This is a genomic window from Microbacterium yannicii PS01 (assembly GCF_000304335.1).
Taxonomy (GTDB): Bacteria; Actinomycetota; Actinomycetes; order Actinomycetales; family Microbacteriaceae; genus Microbacterium; species Microbacterium yannicii_A.
The window spans coordinates 1-18,572 of the sequence record NZ_CAJF01000011.1 but is presented as its reverse complement, the minus strand read 5'-3'; the positions used below and the strand labels follow the sequence as shown (position 1 = coordinate 18,572).

At 70.0% G+C, this 18,572-nt stretch carries 16 protein-coding genes; 5 read left to right on the top strand and 11 right to left on the bottom strand.

Going from position 1 to position 18,572, the window contains the following annotated elements; translation table 11 throughout:
- Positions 1–36 precede the first annotated feature (36 nt).
- A complete protein-coding gene (locus WYM_RS08085; protein WP_019180325.1) occupies positions 37–2,403 on the bottom strand; it encodes an arylsulfatase in 2,367 nt (788 codons plus the stop codon).
- A 131-nt stretch (positions 2,404–2,534) separates the two neighbouring features.
- Here WYM_RS08085 and WYM_RS08080 point away from each other — a divergent pair, with 131 nt between their 5' ends.
- Positions 2,535–2,858 (top strand): carboxymuconolactone decarboxylase family protein, encoded by a 324-nt coding sequence (locus tag WYM_RS08080; RefSeq protein WP_019180324.1) that lies wholly within the window; start codon positions 2,535–2,537, stop codon positions 2,856–2,858.
- Between the two features lie 2 nt (positions 2,859–2,860).
- On the opposite strand, the gene WYM_RS08075 is transcribed toward WYM_RS08080, so the two are convergent.
- The 7 genes from WYM_RS08075 to WYM_RS19690 all read right to left on the bottom strand — a co-directional run bounded on the left by WYM_RS08075 (position 2,861) and on the right by WYM_RS19690 (position 10,544).
- On the bottom strand, positions 2,861–5,104 hold the full coding sequence (locus WYM_RS08075; RefSeq protein ID WP_019180323.1) for a LuxR family transcriptional regulator: 2,244 nt from the start codon (positions 5,102–5,104) through the stop codon (positions 2,861–2,863).
- A gap of 31 nt (positions 5,105–5,135) precedes the next feature.
- Positions 5,136–5,540 carry an MmcQ/YjbR family DNA-binding protein gene (locus WYM_RS08070; RefSeq protein WP_019180322.1) on the bottom strand — a complete coding sequence of 135 codons (405 nt, stop codon included), beginning with the start codon at positions 5,538–5,540 and terminating at the stop codon, positions 5,136–5,138.
- A gap of 46 nt (positions 5,541–5,586) precedes the next feature.
- Positions 5,587–6,057: a heat shock protein transcriptional repressor HspR gene (locus WYM_RS08065; protein ID WP_019180321.1), complete on the bottom strand. Its 471-nt coding sequence runs from the start codon at positions 6,055–6,057 to the stop codon at positions 5,587–5,589.
- A gap of 73 nt (positions 6,058–6,130) precedes the next feature.
- Positions 6,131–7,126, bottom strand: coding sequence for a DnaJ C-terminal domain-containing protein (locus WYM_RS08060; protein ID WP_019180320.1), 996 nt, complete (start codon positions 7,124–7,126; stop codon positions 6,131–6,133).
- 15 nt (positions 7,127–7,141) lie between these two features.
- Positions 7,142–7,741, bottom strand: coding sequence for a nucleotide exchange factor GrpE (locus WYM_RS08055; protein WP_019180319.1), 600 nt, complete (start codon positions 7,739–7,741; stop codon positions 7,142–7,144).
- 2 nt (positions 7,742–7,743) lie between these two features.
- Complete coding sequence (gene dnaK, locus WYM_RS08050) at positions 7,744–9,627, bottom strand: molecular chaperone DnaK (protein ID WP_019180318.1); 1,884 nt, start codon at positions 9,625–9,627, stop codon at positions 7,744–7,746.
- A 152-nt stretch (positions 9,628–9,779) separates the two neighbouring features.
- Positions 9,780–10,544, bottom strand: a complete 765-nt coding sequence (locus WYM_RS19690) for a hypothetical protein (RefSeq protein WP_019180317.1) — start codon at positions 10,542–10,544, stop codon at positions 9,780–9,782.
- A 185-nt stretch (positions 10,545–10,729) separates the two neighbouring features.
- On the opposite strand from WYM_RS19690, the gene WYM_RS08040 reads away from it, so the two are divergent.
- Positions 10,730–10,939 (top strand): DUF2188 domain-containing protein, encoded by a 210-nt coding sequence (locus tag WYM_RS08040; protein WP_019180316.1) that lies wholly within the window; start codon positions 10,730–10,732, stop codon positions 10,937–10,939.
- Between the two features lie 58 nt (positions 10,940–10,997).
- On the opposite strand, the gene WYM_RS08035 is transcribed toward WYM_RS08040, so the two are convergent.
- The gene (locus WYM_RS08035) at positions 10,998–11,678 is read right to left on the bottom strand and encodes a GntR family transcriptional regulator (RefSeq protein ID WP_019180315.1); all 681 of its coding nucleotides are present in this window, start codon (positions 11,676–11,678) and stop codon (positions 10,998–11,000) included.
- 139 nt (positions 11,679–11,817) lie between these two features.
- On the opposite strand from WYM_RS08035, the gene WYM_RS08030 reads away from it, so the two are divergent.
- From WYM_RS08030 to WYM_RS08020, 3 genes are all read left to right on the top strand, one after another.
- On the top strand, positions 11,818–12,546 hold the full coding sequence (locus tag WYM_RS08030; protein ID WP_019180314.1) for an alpha/beta fold hydrolase: 729 nt from the start codon (positions 11,818–11,820) through the stop codon (positions 12,544–12,546).
- Between the two features lie 188 nt (positions 12,547–12,734).
- The gene (locus WYM_RS08025; RefSeq protein WP_083866184.1) at positions 12,735–14,117 is read left to right on the top strand and encodes an MFS transporter; all 1,383 of its coding nucleotides are present in this window, start codon (positions 12,735–12,737) and stop codon (positions 14,115–14,117) included.
- Between the two features lie 231 nt (positions 14,118–14,348).
- Positions 14,349–16,304 (top strand): vWA domain-containing protein, encoded by a 1,956-nt coding sequence (locus WYM_RS08020; protein ID WP_019180312.1) that lies wholly within the window; start codon positions 14,349–14,351, stop codon positions 16,302–16,304.
- Between the two features lie 15 nt (positions 16,305–16,319).
- Here WYM_RS08020 and WYM_RS08015 read toward each other — a convergent pair whose 3' ends face one another.
- Together WYM_RS08015 and WYM_RS08010 are read right to left on the bottom strand one after the other, a co-directional pair.
- Positions 16,320–18,026 carry a BCCT family transporter gene (locus WYM_RS08015; protein WP_019180311.1) on the bottom strand — a complete coding sequence of 569 codons (1,707 nt, stop codon included), beginning with the start codon at positions 18,024–18,026 and terminating at the stop codon, positions 16,320–16,322.
- An 80-nt stretch (positions 18,027–18,106) separates the two neighbouring features.
- Positions 18,107–18,427: a MarR family winged helix-turn-helix transcriptional regulator gene (locus tag WYM_RS08010; RefSeq protein WP_019180310.1), complete on the bottom strand. Its 321-nt coding sequence runs from the start codon at positions 18,425–18,427 to the stop codon at positions 18,107–18,109.
- Positions 18,428–18,572 lie beyond the last annotated feature (145 nt).

The following is an 18,572-nucleotide window of genomic DNA, read 5'->3' as shown; positions in this document are numbered from 1 at the left end:
CCCGCGGCGATCGCCGCGGGCCGTTTCAGCTGCCGATCACTGGCGCGCCATGGCGACGCGCATCCGCTCTTCGGGAGTGATGAAGTGATCGTGGTCGTCCTCGCCGGTGTCGATGCGCACCCAGGCGATCGTGCCGGTGAAGCGCCCGGAGTGGGTGCTGTAGTCGGCGCTGACCGTCGTTCCGGACTCGTAGCCCACGTCGGTCGTCTCGTCGGCGGAGAAGACCATCGCCTGCGTCGCCTCGACGCGTCCCGAGCCGACGCTCTCGCCGTCGTAGTACAGCGTGACGTCGCCGCCCTTGGCCAGTCCTCCGCCGTCATAGGCGAACTCCATCCGCACCTGGTGCCGGCCCTCGGGGACGACCACGTCGGACTCGATCGCGAATTCACGGATGCCGAGCACGTTGTAGACGAACTTCGCTCTGCCCTCGTGCAGGTAGAGGCTCCAGCCGCCGAAACGGCCGCCCTGCGCCACGATCACACCGCTCGCACCGCCGGCCGGGATGTCGACCTCCGCCGTCACGGCGAAGGACTTGTTCTTGATGCTCACGACGCTGTTCTCCGACAGCCGCCCCATGCCGGCATAGAGCATCTGCGAGGTGCCGCGGATGAGCGTCGGGCGGCCGGCCGTGTCCGCGTTGAGGCGGTCGGCCGTGCGGTCATCGAGCGGCAGGACGTTGTACTTCACCGCTTCGATCAGCCAGAGACGCTGGAGCTGCCGCAGCCGCTCGGGGTCCTCGGCCGCGAGATCGCGAGCCTGGCTGAAATCCGACGATCCGTCGTACAGCTCCCAGACGTCGTCGTCGAACGCCGGCATCGTTCCTCCGACCATGACCCACGGGGTGCGGTGCTTCGTGACGGCGCTCCAGCCTTGGTGGTAGATGCCCCGGTTGCCGAACATCTCGAAGTACTGCAGGTCGTGGCGCTCCGCGGCATCCGCCTCGGCGAAGGCGTAGAGCATGCTCGTACCCTCCATCGGCGACTGCTGTACGCCGTTGACCATGGCCGGCTCCGGCAGCCCGGCCGCCTCGAGGATCGTCGGCGCCACGTCGATGACGTGCGTGAACTGCGAGCGCAGCCCACCCGGCTCGGCGATGCCCTGCGGCCAGTGCACGATCGTGCCGTTCCGGGTGCCGCCCCAGTGCGAGGCGACCTGCTTGGTCCACTGGAACGGGGTGTCCATCGCCCACGCCCATCCGACGGCGTAGTGGTTGTACGAGGTCGGCGTGCCGAACTCGGACATCTTGGAGACCATGAACTCAGGGGTCTCCAGCGCGGCCATGCCGTTGAAGTTCGCCATCTCGTTGAAGGCGCCGTTGAGCGTGCCCTCGGCGGACGCGCCGTTGTCGCCGATGATGTAGTAGACGATCGTGTTCTCGAGGGCGCCCAGCTCTTCGATCGCATCGACCACTCGACCGACATGGAAGTCGGTGTGCTCGAGGAACCCGGCGTACACCTCCATCTCGCGTTCGAGGACCGGCTTGAGCTCGTCGGGCATGTCGTCCCAGGCGGGTATCTCGTCATGCCGTGGCGTGAGTTCGGCATCCTGCGGGATGACGCCGAGCTCCTTCTGCTTCGCGAAGGTCCGCTCGCGCTGCACGTCCCAGCCTTCGGCGAAAGCTCCCTTGTACTTGTCGGCCCACTCCAGCGGCACATGATGCGGCGCGTGAGTGGCGCCCGGTGCGAAGTAGACGAAGAACGGCCGGTCGGGTGCGAGGGCCTTCTGGGTATGTATCCAGCCGATCGCCCGATCGGCGAGGTCCTCTGTCAGGTGGTAGCCGTCCTCGGGTCCGGCCGGCGGCTCGATGGGAGTGGTGCCCTCGTAGAGAGCAGGATCCCACTGGTTGTTCTCACCTCCGATGAAGCCGTAGAAGTGCTCGAACCCGCCGCCGGCGGACGGCCAGGCGTCGAACGGACCGATGGGTGATGTCTGCCACACGGGGACTTCGTGGCACTTGCCGAACTGCGCGGTGGAGTAGCCGTTGAGCTTCAGCGTCATCGCCAGCGGCGCCTTCGTGTTCGGTCGGAGCGAGCTCTGACCAGGCGCGGACGTCGCAGTCTCGGTGATGCTGCCCATGCCGACGGAGTGATGGTTCCGGCCGGTCAGCAGTGCCTGGCGGGTCGGTGCGCACAGCGCCGTCGTATGGAAGCGGTTGAACCGCAGGCCCTCCCCCGCGAGCCGTTCCGCGACCGGGGTCGCGCAGGGCCCGCCGAACGCGCTGGACGCGCCGAATCCGACGTCGTCCAGGAGGACGATCAGCACGTTGGGTGCACCTTCCGGCGGCAGCAACGGCTCGATCGGCGGAAATGACGTCGCCGGATCCTTCGCGTCGTACGTGGTGAGCCCCGGCCGGGGGCGGTCGGGGACGGGAAGCATCGTGCGCGCGTGACGGTCAGGGTTCATGGCATCTCCTCGCGAATGGCTGCGGTTCCACCCAACTCCGCACGGCCGCCGGAATCGTCATGCGAACCGGGTGATGTCTGCCCGTTGCGCCCGGCATACTCTCGACGCACGACGAACGGAACGAGGATGCCGTGACTGCGACGTACCGCGACCGCCTCCGGCAACTCGCCATCAGCGACACCCTGCTGGCCGACGCCGGGACGGCCGACGACTCTCCGCACCTCGACGCGAAGACTGTCGCACTGGCCCGCCTGTCGGCGCTGATCGCCGTCGGGGGCCCGGATCCCTCGTTCGGAGAGCATGTGGACGCCGCGATCAGCGCGGGCGCGGGAGCGGACGAGATCGTGGACGTCCTGGTCGGCGTACGTCTCGTCGTCGGAGCCCCTCGAGTCGTCGCCGCGGCGCCGCAGATCGCACTCGCTCTGGGGTACGACCTCGAGGCGACCGACCTGTGAGCTCAGCCGCCGAGCAGACCGATGGCGGTCGCGCGCTCGACGGCTTCGGTGCGGGACGAGACGCCGAGCTTGCGATAGATGGCGCTCACCTCCGTGCTGACGGTGTTGCGTGACACGAAAAGGCGCGCGCCGATCTCGGGGTACGACAGGTGGGTCTGCAGGTACGGCAGCAGCCGAAGCTCGGCAGGCGTGAGGGGCGGCCCCGAGAATCCGTCGCTGGTGCTCGCGTCGAGCGTCTCAGCGAACTGCCGTACCTCCTCTCGCAGCGTCCCCAGGTCGGGCCGGCGGACGGCGATGTCATCGATCTCGCGCATGAGATGACGCGCCGTGGTCGGATCGCCGGCCGCGACGTACGCCATCGCGGTATGCAGGCGCAGACGCACCGCAAGGATGGGCAGGGCCGCTGTGCACACAGCCCGGGCGCGCATGGCCCAGGCGAGCTCGCGCTCGGCGAGCTTGCGGTCACCCGTGTGCAGGGCGAGCCGCGCGGCGGCGGGAAAGGCGACCGACGCAGCCGCATAGTCGTGCAGCTGGAACTCCTCCACGGTCGATCGCGCCCGCTCGACCAGGTCCGCCGCGTCATCCCACGCCCCGCGGCCCATCGCGAGCAGCGCCCGCTCCGCGTCCGAGACCGCCTGGATCTCGTGATTTCCCGCGGCGGTGGCGATGGCGGATGCCTCGGCGAAGCGCTCGTCGGCCGTCGTGGCGTCGCCGTTGATGAGCAGCGCCTCGCCGGCGACCGCGAGCGCCAGGTCCCGCCACGGACTCCACGACGGCTCGTGCGCGAGGGCGAACTGCGCATCGGCCAGTGACTCGGCGGCACCTGCCGGGCACCGGAAGGCGCGCATCATCGCCCGCGCTGAGGCGAAGGACGCGCTGCCGTCCGCGGGGGTCTCGTCGAACTCGGCGTCCTCGACGACCGCCGCCCACCGGTCGGCGTCGCGCTCCTGCCCGGTGAGCCCCGCCACCCAGCACGCCAGGACCGCCAGGGGCGGATAGTCCGCGATCACGGCGTCACCGAGGTCGCGGAGCCACCGCTGCAGGGTGGCGACGTGCCCGGACTCGTAAGTGGGCAGCGCGAGCATCGTCACGAGCCGTGTGGCGCGGTCGCGCTGCGTGGTGCGCAACAGGTGCTCCGCCGCCGTCGGTGCCGAGGCGTTCGCCTCGTACCAATCGGCCGCGCGGATGTGCAGCTGCTCAACGCTCTCCGGCTCGATCCGTCTCAGTTCACCCTCGAGGAACTCGCGGAAGAGCCCGTGATAGCGGTACCAGCCGCGCCGGCGATCAAGGGGAACGATGAAGGCGTGGGACGCCTCGAGCTCCTGAAGGATCCGCTGCGATTCCGTCGTCTGCAAGAGGCTGTCGCAGAGCTCCGCAGAGAGCATGTCCAACAGCGCCGTGCGACGCAGGAAGCGCCGGGTCTCCTCACCAAGCGAAGTCAGCGACTCCCGATAGAGGTAGTCCGTCACGTACGGGTCGTCGCCCGAGACGGCTGCCGCGGCATCCGCCCCGTTCCTGGCGATCAGTGCGGCCAGATGCAGCCCGACGGGCCAGCCCTCGGTGCGCCCGACCACCGCCTCGGCCAGCGCCGGTGACAGTGCGACATGCGCCTCGGCGAAGATCTGCACGGCGCCGGCTGCGTTCAGGGCGAGGTCGTCGGCGTGCAGCTCCTTCACGTCGTCGGAGGCGCGGAGCCAGGGCACGTGCGGCTGGTCGTGGCGACTCGCCGCGACCAGCTGCGAACCCTCCGGGATGCCGCCCACCAGCACCGTCAGGACGTCATGGCACGCTGGTGCCCGCAGCTCGTGGAGGTCGTCGATCATGAGCACGAACGGAGTGGGGCTGCTGCGCATCGCCGAAGCCAGCCGCGGAGCGGCACGACCCAGCGCGGTGAGGCCGTGACTGCTCCGCTCGCTCGCGAGGCGAGCATCGCCGCCGACCGCACGGATGTAGGCCGCCGACACGAGCGAGAGCAGCGCCACCGGGTCGTCGTCGTACTGGTCCAGCGAGACCCAGGCCACCGGCCGTCGCTCGGCGGCGGCCCACTCGGCGAGAAGGCTCGACTTGCCGTAACCGGCGGGAGCCGAGATCGCCACGACCCGGCGGCCGCTCTCCCGAGCGTCGGCGATCGCCTGTGCACGACTCACCAGACCGGCCCTCGGCGAAGGCGCCGTGAGCTTGGTATCCAGCAGCAGCGCATCGAGGTCGTGCGTGAGCGAAGCCGCGGCAGAAGACGAGTCCGCCACAGCTGGATCCTATGGGCGCCCGTGTGAGGACTCAACCATTCTCGGCGAGCCACGCCGCCGCGACGCGCTTGGGGGCCTTCAGCAGCCACGCGTCGATGACCACCTCGCGCAGGAGATCGGACTGGATCGCGTCGAGGCGCAGCAGCACCGCGGGGAAGCCGTCGAAGTGCGGGATGGTGAAGAAGACGTCCGGGTAGGTCTCGATCAGGGCGTTCTTCACCTGCTCGCCGTCGGTGCGCACGCCGACGATCTCGCCGGGCGGCCACTCGCGGCCGAGCTCGGCGAGCTGCTCGAGGTCGCGTCCGCTCGGTCCGCGCTGCCACACGAACGCCGCGGCCGTCGTCCGCCAGGTCGCGCCCCCGCGATGGCCGTCGACCCGCTCCTCGACGCCGGGCAGGGCGAGGGCGAGGGTGCGGACGTCGTCGAGAGTCGCCATGGCCTCATGATGCGCGCGTCGGCGGGGCATCCGCTAGTGATGCGCGTCAGTCGGGCTCTTCGTCGTGCTCCGGCTGGGGGGACTCGATCGGCTGGCGCGGACGCCAGACGACCAGCTCGGTGGCGCGGCGCACGCGCGTGCCGTGGCGCAGTGTCACCACGGCACCCGTGGAGCCGGCGGCGAACACCCGTGCACCGGGGCGGCGCTCCAGCTCGACCCGCACACGCTCCTCGAGGTCGCGCACGCGGCCGTGCAGCTCGCGGACCCGGTCTTCGAGCTCGAGGATGCGGGCGATCGCCGGAAGGCCGATGCCCTCGGCCGACATGCGGGAGACTTCGCGCAGCTGCGCCACGTGCCGCAGCGAGTAGCGGCGCGAGCCGCCCTGCGTGCGGGCGGGCACGACGAGTCCGAGGCGGTCGTACTGCCGGAGCGTCTGCGGGTGCATGCCGGAGAGCTCCGCGGCGACGGCGATCGCGAAGATCGGGGCGTCGTCGTCGATCTCGTGCTGCTCGCCCATCCTCATCCCCTCCTCCGCTGTGCTTCCGGTCTACCGCTTCGGGTCCCGCTTCGCTGCTCCGACGGGCGGAGTGTCAGCCCCGCGCCTTCGCCATCAGGTCGGCGCGGGGGTTCTCCTTGGGCTCGAGATCGTGGAACCGCTGCAGCGCCTCGCGCGCAGCCTCGTCGAGGTGCGACGGCACGGCCACCTGCACCTCGGCGAGGAGATCACCGGTGCCCTTCTGCGTCTCGACGCCGCGTCCCTTGACGCGCAGCACGCGGCCCGACGGCGTGCCGGGCGCGACGCGCAGCTTCACCGGGTCTCCCCCGAGCGTGGGCACCTCGATGGTGGCGCCGAGGGCGGCCTCGGTGAACGTGACCGGCACGGTGACCCGCAGGTTGAGGCCGTCGCGCGAAAACACCGGGTGCGGCCGCACGGCCACCTGCACCACGACATCGCCCGCCTCGCCGCCGTCGGGCGACGGGCGGCCGCGGCCGCGCAGCCGGATCTTCTGACCGTCGGCGACCCCGGCCGGGATCTTCACCTTGAACGGCTTGCCGTCCTCGCCCTGGAGGGTGATGGTCTCGCCCTTGGTCGCGGTGATGAAGTCGATCGTGGTGCGAGCGGTGACATCAGCCCCGCGGGTCGGACCTCCGTAGCCGCGGAACCCGCCGGTCGACTGGCCGAACCGGCCGCTGCCGAAGCTGCCGCCCGGCTGCTGGTTGAACATCGCGAAGATGTCTTCGAAGTCCTCGGCCGACTGGGGGCGCCCCCCACGGCCCTGGTTGAAGGCGCTGAAGACATCCTCGAATCCGCCGGCCCCGCCGGACCCGGCCGCGGTGAAGCGAGCGCCCGAGCCCATCGCACGGATCTGGTCGTACTCCTTGCGCTGCTCCGCATCGGAGAGAACCGAGTACGCCTCGCTGACCTCCTTGAACTTCGCCTCCGCCTTGGGGTCACCCTGGTTCGAATCAGGGTGATAAGTGCGGGCGAGCTTGCGATACGTCTTCTTCAGGTCCGCGTCCGAGACGTCCTTCGAGACGCCGAGCACCGAGTAGAAGTCCTTGTCGAACCAGTCCTGGCTGGCCATGCATCTCCTCCGGTGCTACTCGGCCGGCACGGCGACGACGACCTTCGCCGGACGCAGCTCGACCGAGCCCAGACGGTAGCCGATCTCGACGACCTCGAGAATCGTCGGCTCGGTGGCCCCGGGGGTCGGTGCCTGGAAGATCGCCTCGTGCTGCTGCGGGTCGAACACCTCGCCCGCGGCCCCGTACGTGATCAAGCCGATGCGCTCGGCCACCCCGCGGAGCTTGACGGCGATGGCGGCGAAGGGCGTGCCCTCCTCCAGATCGCCGTGCTTCTCGGCGCGGTCCAGATCGTCGAGCACGGGGAGCAGCCCCTTGGCGACGGCGCCCTTCGCGCGCTCGATCTCGACCTCGCGCTGCTCCTCGGTGCGGCGGCGGTAGTTGGCGTACTCCGCCTGCAGCCGCTTGAGATCGTCGAGCAGCTGCGACTCCAGGTCGGCCAGGACGGCGTCCTCGGCCGCGGCGTCGGCGTTCTGAGAGGCGCCGAGGATGTCGTCCACGGTCAGCTCTTCGCCCTCGGCGTTGCCCTGGCCCTCCTGCGGGTCGGACCCGGAAGCCTGCGCTTCCGGGTCCTCGCCACCGGGGACCTCGGTGTTCTCGAAGTCCTTGTCAGCCATGGTTACTTCTTCTCGTCCTCGTCCTCGACGACCTCGGCGTCGACGACGTCCTCGTCAGAGGTCGTCGCGCCCTGGTCGCCCGCGCCGTCAGAGCCGGTCGCCGAGCCTGCCGAAGCGTCCGGCGCCGCCTGCGACGCCTGGCCCGATGCGTAGATCGCCTCGCCCAGCTTGCCCTGGCTCTGGCTCAGCTTGTCGAACGCCGACTTCACAGCCTCGTCGTCGTCGCCGGCGAGCGCCGTCTTGAGCGCGTCGACATCGCCCTGGACCTCGGTCTTGACGTCCTCGGGAAGCTTGTCCTCGTTCTCCTTGATCAGCTTCTCGATCGAGTACGACAGGGTCTCGGCCTGGTTGCGCACCTCGGCGGCCTCGCGGCGCTTCTTGTCATCGGCGGCGTTCTCTTCGGCCTCGCGCACCATGCGCTCGATGTCCTCCTTGGGCAGCGACGAGCCGCCCGTGATGGTCATCGACTGCTCCTTGCCGGTGCCCTTGTCCTTCGCCGACACGTGGACGATGCCGTTCGCGTCGATGTCGAAGGTCACCTCGACCTGCGGGATGCCCCGCGGCGCCGGCGCGATGCCGGTCAGCTCGAAGGTGCCCAGCGGCTTGTTGTCGCGGGTGAACTCACGCTCGCCCTGGAAGACCTGGATCGCGACCGACGGCTGGTTGTCGTCGGCGGTCGTGAAGGTCTCGCTGCGCTTGGTGGGGATGGCGGTGTTGCGCTCGATGAGCTTCGTCATGATGCCGCCCTTGGTCTCGATGCCGAGGCTCAGGGGGGTCACGTCGATGAGAAGGACGTCCTTGCGCTCGCCCTTGAGGACGCCGGCCTGAAGGGCGGCGCCCACGGCGACGACCTCATCGGGGTTGACGCCCTTGTTCGCCTCCTTGCCGGCCTCCTGCTTCACCAGCTCGGAGACGGCGGGCATGCGGGTCGAGCCGCCGACGAGGACGACGTGGTCGATGTCGGACACCTTGATGCCGGCCTCGCGGATGACGTCCTCGAAGGGCTTCTTGGTGCGGTCGAGCAGGTCCTTGGTGAGGTCCTCGAACTTCGCGCGCGAGATGGTCTCGGAAAGCGACACCGGGCCCGAGTCCGTCAGCGACAGGTACGGCAGGTTGACGCTCGTCGAGGTCGACGACGAGAGTTCCTTCTTCGCCTGCTCGGCGGCCTCCTTGAGGCGCTGCAGCGCGATCTTGTCGCCCGAGACGTCGACGCCGGTGGTGTCCTTGAACTGCTTGATGAAGTAGTCGACGAGGCGCTGGTCCCAGTCGTCGCCGCCGAGGCGGTTGTCACCGGCGGTGGAGCGCACCTGGATGGTCGAGAAGTCATCGTCCTTGCCCACTTCGAGGAGGGAGACGTCGAAGGTGCCGCCACCGAGGTCGAAGACGAGGATGAGCTCGTCCTCCTTGCCCTTGTCGAGGCCGTACGCGAGTGCGGCGGCGGTGGGCTCGTTGATGATGCGCAGGACGTTCAGGCCCGCGATCTCGCCGGCCTCCTTGGTGGCCTGGCGCTCAGCGTCGTTGAAGTACGCGGGGACCGTGATGACGGCATCCGTCACGGTGTCGCCGAGGTACTGCTCAGCGTCGCGCTTCAGCTTCTGCAGAATGCGGGCCGAGATCTCCTGGGGCGTCCACTTCTTGCCGTCGACATCGAAGCCCCAGTCGGTGCCCATGTGGCGCTTGACCGACGAGACGGTGCGGTCGACGTTCGTGACGGCCTGCCGCTTGGCGGTCTCGCCGACGAGGACCTCGCCGTCCTTGGTGAATGCGACGACGGACGGGGTCGTCCGGAAGCCCTCGGCGTTCGCGATGACCTTGGGCTCGCCGCCCTCGAGGACGCTGACGACCGAGTTGGTCGTACCGAGGTCGATTCCAACAGCACGTGCCATGTGTTCTCTCCTTCGTGTGGGCGACGACGGATGCCGCGGCCCGGGGTCGGTGGGGAAGTCTTCTCGCGGCCCAGACCAGAAGGTTGAGCCGCGATGACTCAACGATACGCCGGAGCCCCGGATCCGTCAAATCAAAGTTGATATGACCCGGCTCAAGTTGATGGACCCTGTCGGCATCCCTGTACGCCGGTCGTGACGTCCAACCCCGTGTCGGCGTTCGAGAGGTGCTCGACGACGTCGACGGCCAGCGGCCAGTACCGCGCGTAGTGCTGCGGATCGGCGTTGATCTGCGTGCGGTGCGCCACGAGCGTCGGCGCCGTCGCGTGCCGTTCGCTCTCGGGCACGGCGAGCGTCATCGCGCGGTAGAACAGCGTGGCCGCGCTGTAGGGATCGAGCCGCTGCTCGCGCGCACCCCACCCGTCCTGCTGCTGGAAGAGCCCGATCGAGGTGGTGCGGCTGCCGTCCGGGTTGGTGACGCCGCTGGTCTCCCAGTCGCCGTAGTCGAGGTTCCGCAGCGACGATTCGCCCATCGCGGTCATGACGCCGATGGCCTGATCACGGACCGACAGACCGAGATCGCGGCCGGCGGACATGATGACCGACGCGTGCGCGAGCTGCTCGGCGTCCCAGCGGCTGGTCGCTGCGGGGGCCTCGCCGGGGGCGAACGCGTCCAGCCGGCACCCGTCGAAGCCGCGGACGCTCGCGCTCACCAGCGCGAAGACGCCGACGACGGCGATGACGGCGACGGTCGCGAGGGCGGTGATGGTCGCCGTGCGCAGATGCCGAGCGCGCGACGCCCCCGTGCGGCGGTTTTTCGCCCGCGCGCGTCGGGCGTTGTGCTGAGAGGGTGGTGGGCGTCGCTTTCCTCCGGAGCCGGGTCGACGCGCACCGGCACGTGACGAGGCGGCAGGCGACATGGCGGGAGTCTTGCAGCCGCGGCTGGGAGCGGGCCCCGCGGGCGCCCCTCCGAGGCGCCGCCCCTGGGTGCGCCGAGGGATGTCGACGGGCGGACGGGTGCGTGCGCCGGCCGCGCCGCTTCGTCAAGCCCCTGCGCGGACGTGCCCACTGTGCACACCATGGAGATCCCGAGGACTGGAGAACCATGGACGACACCACCCGCACCGTCGTGACCCGCTCGAACCGTGGACAGTGGGAGGTGTCGGTCGAGGGACGCCCCGATCTCTCGCGGAGCTACGCCAGCCGCGAGGAGGCCGTCGACGGGGGTCGCACGGTCGCCGACGAACTCGGCGTCGAGCACGTCGTCGAGGAGGCGGAGCCCACCGGCGCCATCACGGACGAACAGGATCGATAGTCCGATCTCGACGGGAGCCGATGCTCCGCCGGCGTTCGTCGCCGCGCGCGCCGCCGTTCTAAGCCGGACGCCCCTCTTCGGCCGCTTCCTCAGACCCGGCATCCGCAGGCAGGCTGCGCCAGATATCGAATGCCAACGACGCCGCGCCGTCGGCGTCCCCCGCCTCCAGCAGATCGATGAGGCGGTCGTGCTGTTCGACCGATGCTCCGCCGTCTCCGCCGAATCGCACCCGCTCGGCGCGGCGCACGAGTGGGCCGAACTGCTCCAGCACCGCGTCGAGCGCCTGATTGCCCGACGCCGCGACGGGAATGCCATGAAGCTCCTCGTCCGCTGCCAGGGCGGCTTCGACATCACCTGAGCGCAGGGCCGCAGCGAACCGGCGGTTCGCCTCGCGCATGCCGCGGATGTGCTGCGCGCTGAGCCTCCCGACCACTTCGCGGACGGCCAGTTCATGCATCGCGGCGACGACATCCCTCGCGTCGCGCACCATCGGAGCGTCGATGGCGCTCACGGTCGTGGACCGACCCGGCAGCGCCACGACCAGCCCGCTCACTGCGAGACGCAGCAGCGCTTCGCGAACGGGCGTGCGGCTCACGCCCAGCCACTCAGCGAGCTCGCCGTCTTTCAGCTGCTCGCCGGGCGTGAACGTCCCGTCGACGATCGCGTCGCGGAGGCGTCGATAGACGTCGTCCCGCAAGAGAGCGCGACCGACGACGGAGCTTTGCTGGGGAATCGGCATACAACATATTGCACACACGCAGCGCGTTCTCGATCACCCTTGTCTGCGCGTGATGCATGCAATATATTGCGTATCGCCAGCGTTGGAAGTTTCACGAGCCTCGCTCCTGCCGGGAGCGGCAACGGAAAGGACCAGAACCATGAGCAGCACCGAATCCGCAACGACGTCGAGCCCGCAGATCAAGAACGTCGTGCTCGTGCACGGCGCCTTCGCTGATGGATCGGGGTGGCGCGGTGTCTACGAGAACCTGACGGCACGCGGGTACGCCGTCACCATCGTGCAGAATCCGCTGACGTCGCTCGAAGACGACGTGGCGGCGACCACCCGGATCCTGGACGCACAGGACGGCCCCACGATCCTCGTCGGTCATTCGTGGGGTGGAACCGTCATCACCGAAGCGGGCACGCACCCCCACGTCGCGGGCCTGGTCTACGTCTCCGCACTCGCGCCGGATGCGGGCGAGACCACGGCCCAGCAGTACGAGGGCTTCGCGCCGACGCCGGATTTCGTCATCGATGTCACCGACGACGGGTTCGGGTTCCTCAACCGGGCGACGTTCAAGGCCGGCTTCGCCCACGACGCCAGCGACGCGGACGCCGCCTTCCTGCGAGACACGCAGATCCCGATCAACATGTCGGCGTTCGGCACGGCGCTGACGAACGCCGCATGGCGCACCAAGCCCAGCTGGGCCGTCATCGCGACGGAGGACAAGTCGTTCGACCAGGCCATGCTGCAGCACATGGCGACCCGCAGCGGGGCGAAGATCGCGACCGTGTCGGCGAGCCACGCCGTCTTCATGACACAGCCCGAGGTCGTCGCCGGCATCATCCACGACGCCGCACGCAGCGCCCTGCCCGTCGCCGTCTGAGCGGGTCGTCCCTGCCGAGCGGGCCGGCTCGCGCCGATCGCGCGCCGGCCCACCCTCGGCACGGCCCTGTGCCCCGGCATCCGCTCTCTCTCGCGTCGACGTGCCGTAGCCTGGCGGAGCGCCGCGATGACGCGGCACATGCTGCCGGCGCCACCGGCCGTTCACCGAAGGGTCATACCGTGAGCGACATGAGTCCGCCCGAGCCTCGCACCCCCGCCGGCGCCCCCGAGTTCTCCGGCGTCACGCCGACCGACGCGATTGCCGCCGCCGTGGCTGCCGACGCGCACGCGAGGGGACCCGAGCGCACCAGCCGCCGCGCGGTGCTGGCGTGGGGATTGTGGGACTGGGGCTCCGCCGCGTTCAACGCCGTCGTCACGACCTTCGTCTTCACCGTGTACCTGACCAGCTCGAGCTTCGGACCCGCCGGCACGGTCGAGGCACAGCTCGGCTGGGCTCTCGCAGCCGCGGGGCTGCTGATCGCGGTGCTCGCGCCCATCACCGGCCAGCGGTCCGACACCTCGGGTCGCCGCAAGCTGTGGCTCGCGGTCAACACATACATCGTCGTCGGGATGACCGCCGCCATGGTGTTCGTGGTGCCCGACCCGAGCTATCTGTGGCTCGGTCTGCTGCTGGTCGCCGCGGGCAACGTGTTCTTCGAGTTCGCGGGCGTCAACTACAACGCGATGCTGTCGCAGGTGTCGACGCCCCGCTCCATCGGCCGTGTCAGCGGCTTCGGCTGGGGCATGGGGTATGTGGGCGGCATCGTGCTGCTTCTCATCGTGTACTTCGGCTTCATCCAGGGACTGTTCGGTGTGCCCGACGAGGACGGCTGGCCGGTGCGACTCGCGATGGTCGTCTCGGCGGTGTGGTTCGGGCTCTTCGCGCTTCCGGTGCTGTTCACCGTGCCCGAGTACCGCGGAGCCGGCGCCAGACGCGAGAAGGTCTCGTTCTTCGCCTCGTATGCGCGCCTCGGCCGCGACATCGCGCGCCTGTGGCGCGAGAGCCGCCCGACCCTGTGGTTCCTGCTCGCCAGCGCCGTCTTCCGCGACGGTCTCGCGGGCGTCTTCACGTTCGGCGGGGTGCTCGCGGCCTCCGTGTTCGGCTTCTCGGCCGGCGAGGTGATCATCTTCGCCATCGCGGCGAACGTCGTCGCGGGCGTCTCGACCATCGCGGTCGGCGCCCTCGACGACCGGCTCGGCGCGAAGCCGGTGATCGTTGCGGCGCTCATCGGGCTCGTGATCTCGGGGCTGCTCGTCTTCTTCCTGCACGACGGCGGCCAGATCGTGTTCTGGACCGCGGGCCTGGCCCTGTGCCTGTTCGTCGGCCCGGCACAGTCCGCATCGCGCACCTTTCTCGCGCGCATCATCCCCGCGGGGCGGGAGGGCGAGGTCTTCGGGCTCTACGCGACGACCGGTCGGGCCGTCTCGTTCCTCGCCCCCACGATGTTCGCCGTGTTCGTCGGCGTCTCGGGCGAGGCGTACTACGGCATCCTCGGCATCGTGCTCGTCCTCCTCGTGGGACTGCTGCTCCTCCTGCCGGTGCGCGCGACGCAGGAGAAGCTGTCCTCCTGACCACGACGCAGGACCGCACCCGTCTCGCAAAGAGCTGGTGGGGGCCGATTCTCATCCGGATGCCGGACACGGCCTCGCGGCGGAGAACCGACCCTCGCGCGGCAACGCCTCGACGGGTTAGGCTTCGGGCGAACGCCGGAACTCGATCCGGCTCAGGTACCCCCCGGCCTGAGGTCCAGTCATGCCCGACTCCGCTCGCGGCGGAAACCCCGCCGTGCGCCCCGCTCACCGATGCGCGAACCGTCGTCGCCCGGAGCGGTCGTCGCGGTGCCGTCGGTGAGCGGGCGCGGCGCCTCGGCGAGGGAGCAGCGGGGCCTTCGGCGCCGGCGCGGGCGCCGGCGGATCGCGGTGTGGGCGAGCGTGGTGAGCATCGTGATCCTCGTCACCGCGATCGGCACCGTCTCGACGATGATCGTCTCAGCGCTGGCCGCGCAGGACGAGGTCGCGCCAGCCGCTGCGCCGACTGCTGAGCCCCAGCCGGAGCTGCGCGAGCTGCCGCAGGACGAGCCGGCCGCCTCCCCCGGCGCCGAACCCTGCACGACCGTGCGCGTGCTGGCGTCGTACGAGAACGCCGAGATGGTCGAGAATCTCGCCGCCGCGTACAACGGCAAGCCGCGCAACGTCGCCGGCTCGTGCGTGGTCGTGACGTCGAGCAGAGACAAGTCGGGGGCCGCGGCGGCGGTCGTGGCGACCGGCTTCTCCGCACTCGCCGACGATCAGAAGCCCACCGTGTGGCTCCCCGACTCGTCGACATGGGTCGACGTCGCGCAGGCGCAGGGCGCCACCGCACTGCGACCGGAGGGCACGAGCGTCGGCTCGTCCGACATCGTGCTCGCGATGCCCGAGCCGCTCGCCGAGGCCGTCGGCTGGGACGAGCAGGCGCCGACGTGGGAAGAGATCTTCGAGGCCGCCGGCGACCCCGACCTGTGGAGCGGACTCGGCCATCCCGAGTGGGGCAGCTTCAAGCTCGGCAAGACCAGCCCGCTGGTGGCGACCTCGGGCGAGGCGGCCATGTTCACCTCGTTCGGCACCGCCGCCGGATCGATCACCCGTCTGTCGGCGGAGGATGTCGCCGACCCCGAGGTGCTGGCGGCCGTCCACGACCACGAGCTCGCGACCAGCCACTACATGGCCACCCCGGAGCACTTCCTCTGGCATGCACGCCAGGCCGAGGCATCCGGAACCGCCGCCGACTTCCTCTCGGCGGTCATCGTCGACGAGAAGTCGGTGTGGGACTACAACCGTGGTGTGACCAGCCGCGACGGCGTCACCCGCAGCCTGGAGGCGCCGCCGGCCGAGCTGCTGGTGCCGATCTATCCGGCCGACGGCTACTACGCGGCCGACAACCCGGCGATGCGGCTGACCGGCGCCTGGATCGACCCGGTGGAGTCCGAAGCCGCCGCCGACTTCATCCGCTTCACCCGCACCGTGCAGGGTCAGGCGAGCGTCCGCTCCTCGGGGTACCGCGACCTCAATCGTCAGCTCGACCCCGAGGTGGAGCGCGTCGGCAGGCTGACCACGAGTCAGGCCGGAGTGCTCGCGTTCCCCGCCGCGGAGGTCGTCGCGGCGGTGCAGGACGCGTTCCCGGCCGTGCGCAAGCGGGCGAACGTGCTGTTCCTGCTGGACGCGTCGGGCTCGATGGACGAGTCGATCTCGCCGAGCGACACCAAGCTGACGCAGGCGAAGAAGGCGATCGAAGCGGCTCTGGACCACTTCACCACCGGCGACGACGTCGGGCTGGCCGCATTCGCGCAGGCACCGGACGGCGCGCTGCTGCCGGGCCTGCTGTCACCGGTCGCCGACATCGGCTCGTCGCGCGACGGCTTGATCGCCGCGCTCGGAGGCATCGCGTCGATGGGCGACACCCCGCTCTACGAGGCGGTCGACACCTTCGCCGCCCAGCAGGCTTCCCGCTGGGCGGCCGATCGCATCAACGCGGTCGTCGTGCTCAGCGACGGCGAGAACGACACCCCGAACGCCCCGACGATCAGCGCGGACCGGATGCTCGAGGGTCTGCACCACCTTCACCACGCCACACCGGTGCTCGTCTTCACGCTGGCCTACGGCGCCGACGCGGACGTCGCCACGCTGCAGTCGATCGCGAGCGCGACCGGCGCGCACTACTACGACGCCACCGATCCCTCGATGCTCGAGGCGGTGCTCGGCGACCTCGTCACGAGCTTCTGAGACGGATGCCGCGGCTCAGCGTCGCCGGCGCATCCACGCCGGCAGCTGCGGCCAGTGCACGCCCTCCTGGTCGGGCTCCTCGACTTCGAGGCCGTAGTAGTCGCCGATGCGCTCCACGAACGCTGCGCGGCGGGCGTGCTCGTACGCGCGATGCTCGCGCTGGAACGCCACGATCGTCGACCAGCAGATCAGCAGCATCACCACGCTGAACGGCAGGGCGATCGTGACCGCGGCGGTCTGCAGCGCGGTGAGGCCTCCGGTGAGCAACAGCGAGATCGCCAGCACCGCGGTGACCAGAGTGAAGAACGTGCGCACCCAGCGCGCAGGTTCCGGATTCCCGCCCGTGGCGATCATGCCCATCACCAGAGCCCCGGAGTCGGACGAGGTGATGAAGAAGATCGCGATGAGCAGAATCACCCCGAGCGTCAGCGGCGTCGACCCGGGGAAGTAGTCGAGCAGCTGGAAGATCGCGCCCTCGACGTCGACGGTGCCCTCGGGTGTGGTCATCGACCCGGGCGCGGTCAACTCGAGGTACAGCGCCGACCCGCCGAGGACGGCGAACCACAGGATGCCGAGCATGGTCGGCACGCCGATGACGCCGAGCACGAACTGGCGCACGGTGCGCCCGCGCGAGACGCGAGCGATGAAGATCCCGACGAAGGGCGCCCACGAGATCCACCAGCCCCAGTAGAACGAGGTCCAGGCCGCCTGCCAGGCCTCGCCCTCGGCGCCCTGGAACGCGCTGACGGTGAACGACAGACCGACGAAGTTCTGGATGTAGCCGCCGATGGACTGCACCCATTCGCGCAGAAGGTATTCGGTCTGGCCGAAGATGAGGATGTAGACGAGCAGGAGCCCCGCGAGCATGAGATTCGCGGACGAGAGCCACTTCATGCCGCGAGCGACGCCCGACAGCACCGAGGCCAGCACACAGACGGTGATGACTCCGATGATCAGCACCTGAAGGCCGACCGAGGGCTCGGCGAGCCCCGCGGACTCCAGCCCGGCGCTGATCTGGAGCACCCCCAGCCCGAGCGAGGTGGCGACGCCGAAGACGGTCCCGGCAAGTGCGACGACGTCGATGGCGTGGCCCCAGGGTCCCTCCACACGCTTGCGGCCGAGCACGGGTTCGAGCGTCCAGCGGATCGAGATCGGGCGACCGCGCCGATGGATGGCGTAGGCGAGGCTGAGCCCGACGATCACGTAGATCGACCACGCCGTCACCCCCCAGTGCAGGTATGTCTGCGTGAGCGCCTGCTGCGCGAGCTGCGGGGGTTCGCCCACCACGCCGGGGCGGGGTGAGACGAAGTGACTGAGCGGCTCGCTCACACCGTAGAACACCAGGCCGATGCCCATCCCGGCGGCGAACAGGAGCGAGAACCAGGCGCCGATCGAGAACTCGGGCTTGTCTTCGTCGCGACCGAGCTTGATGTCTCCCCACCGGGAGAAGCCGAACACGACGGCGATCGCGACGAAGATCGCCGCGATCAGCACGTAGTACCAGCTGAAGGCATCGACGATCGAGCCTTGAATGGCGTCGAACAGCGACTCCGCCGCTCTCGGCGCCAAGATGGCGAAGGCGCTGAACACGAGCACGATGCCGGCTGCCGGCCAGAACACCCACGACTGGACACCCCAGCGTGTGCGGACCGGGTCGGGGGCGCTGGCGTCCGACGGCACGGACTGCGCAGAGGAATCTGGTGCCACGGCGTCGTGCGTCACGGCTCCACGGTTGCTCACGACGCCCCGTCCGGCCAGGGGGTTGCGCGCGCCGACCGGAGCACTTCGTGTTCCGTTGGAGATCACCGGGGCCAGGAGTCGGCGAGCTTGGTCAGCAGGCGCGCGAGCTCGGCGCGCTCGGCATCGCTGAAGGGCGCGAGAGCCGCATCGATCGCCTCACGGCGCTCGCCGCGAAAGCCTCGCACCAGGCGGGCCCCGGCATCCGTCAGCGCCACACGCGTGCGCCGCGCGTCGTCGGGATCGGCCTCGCGCCGCACCAGGTCGAGCTCGACCGACTGCTGCACGAGCCGAGAGGCCCGCGGTTGATCGACGCCGACGGCGTCGGCGATCTCACCGACCGAGAGCGGGTGGGATGCCGCGGCCAGCGCTTCGAGCAGTCTCATGCGCGCCGGACCGCCTATGCGCGCGGCCCCCGCCCACGGCGGACCGCCGCGCCCCCGACCCCAGCCGGAGGGACCGTGCCCGGGGCCGTCGCCGGGAGCGTGGCCCGCGCCATGCAATCCCCCGTGCCCGCCGCCAGGGCCCCAT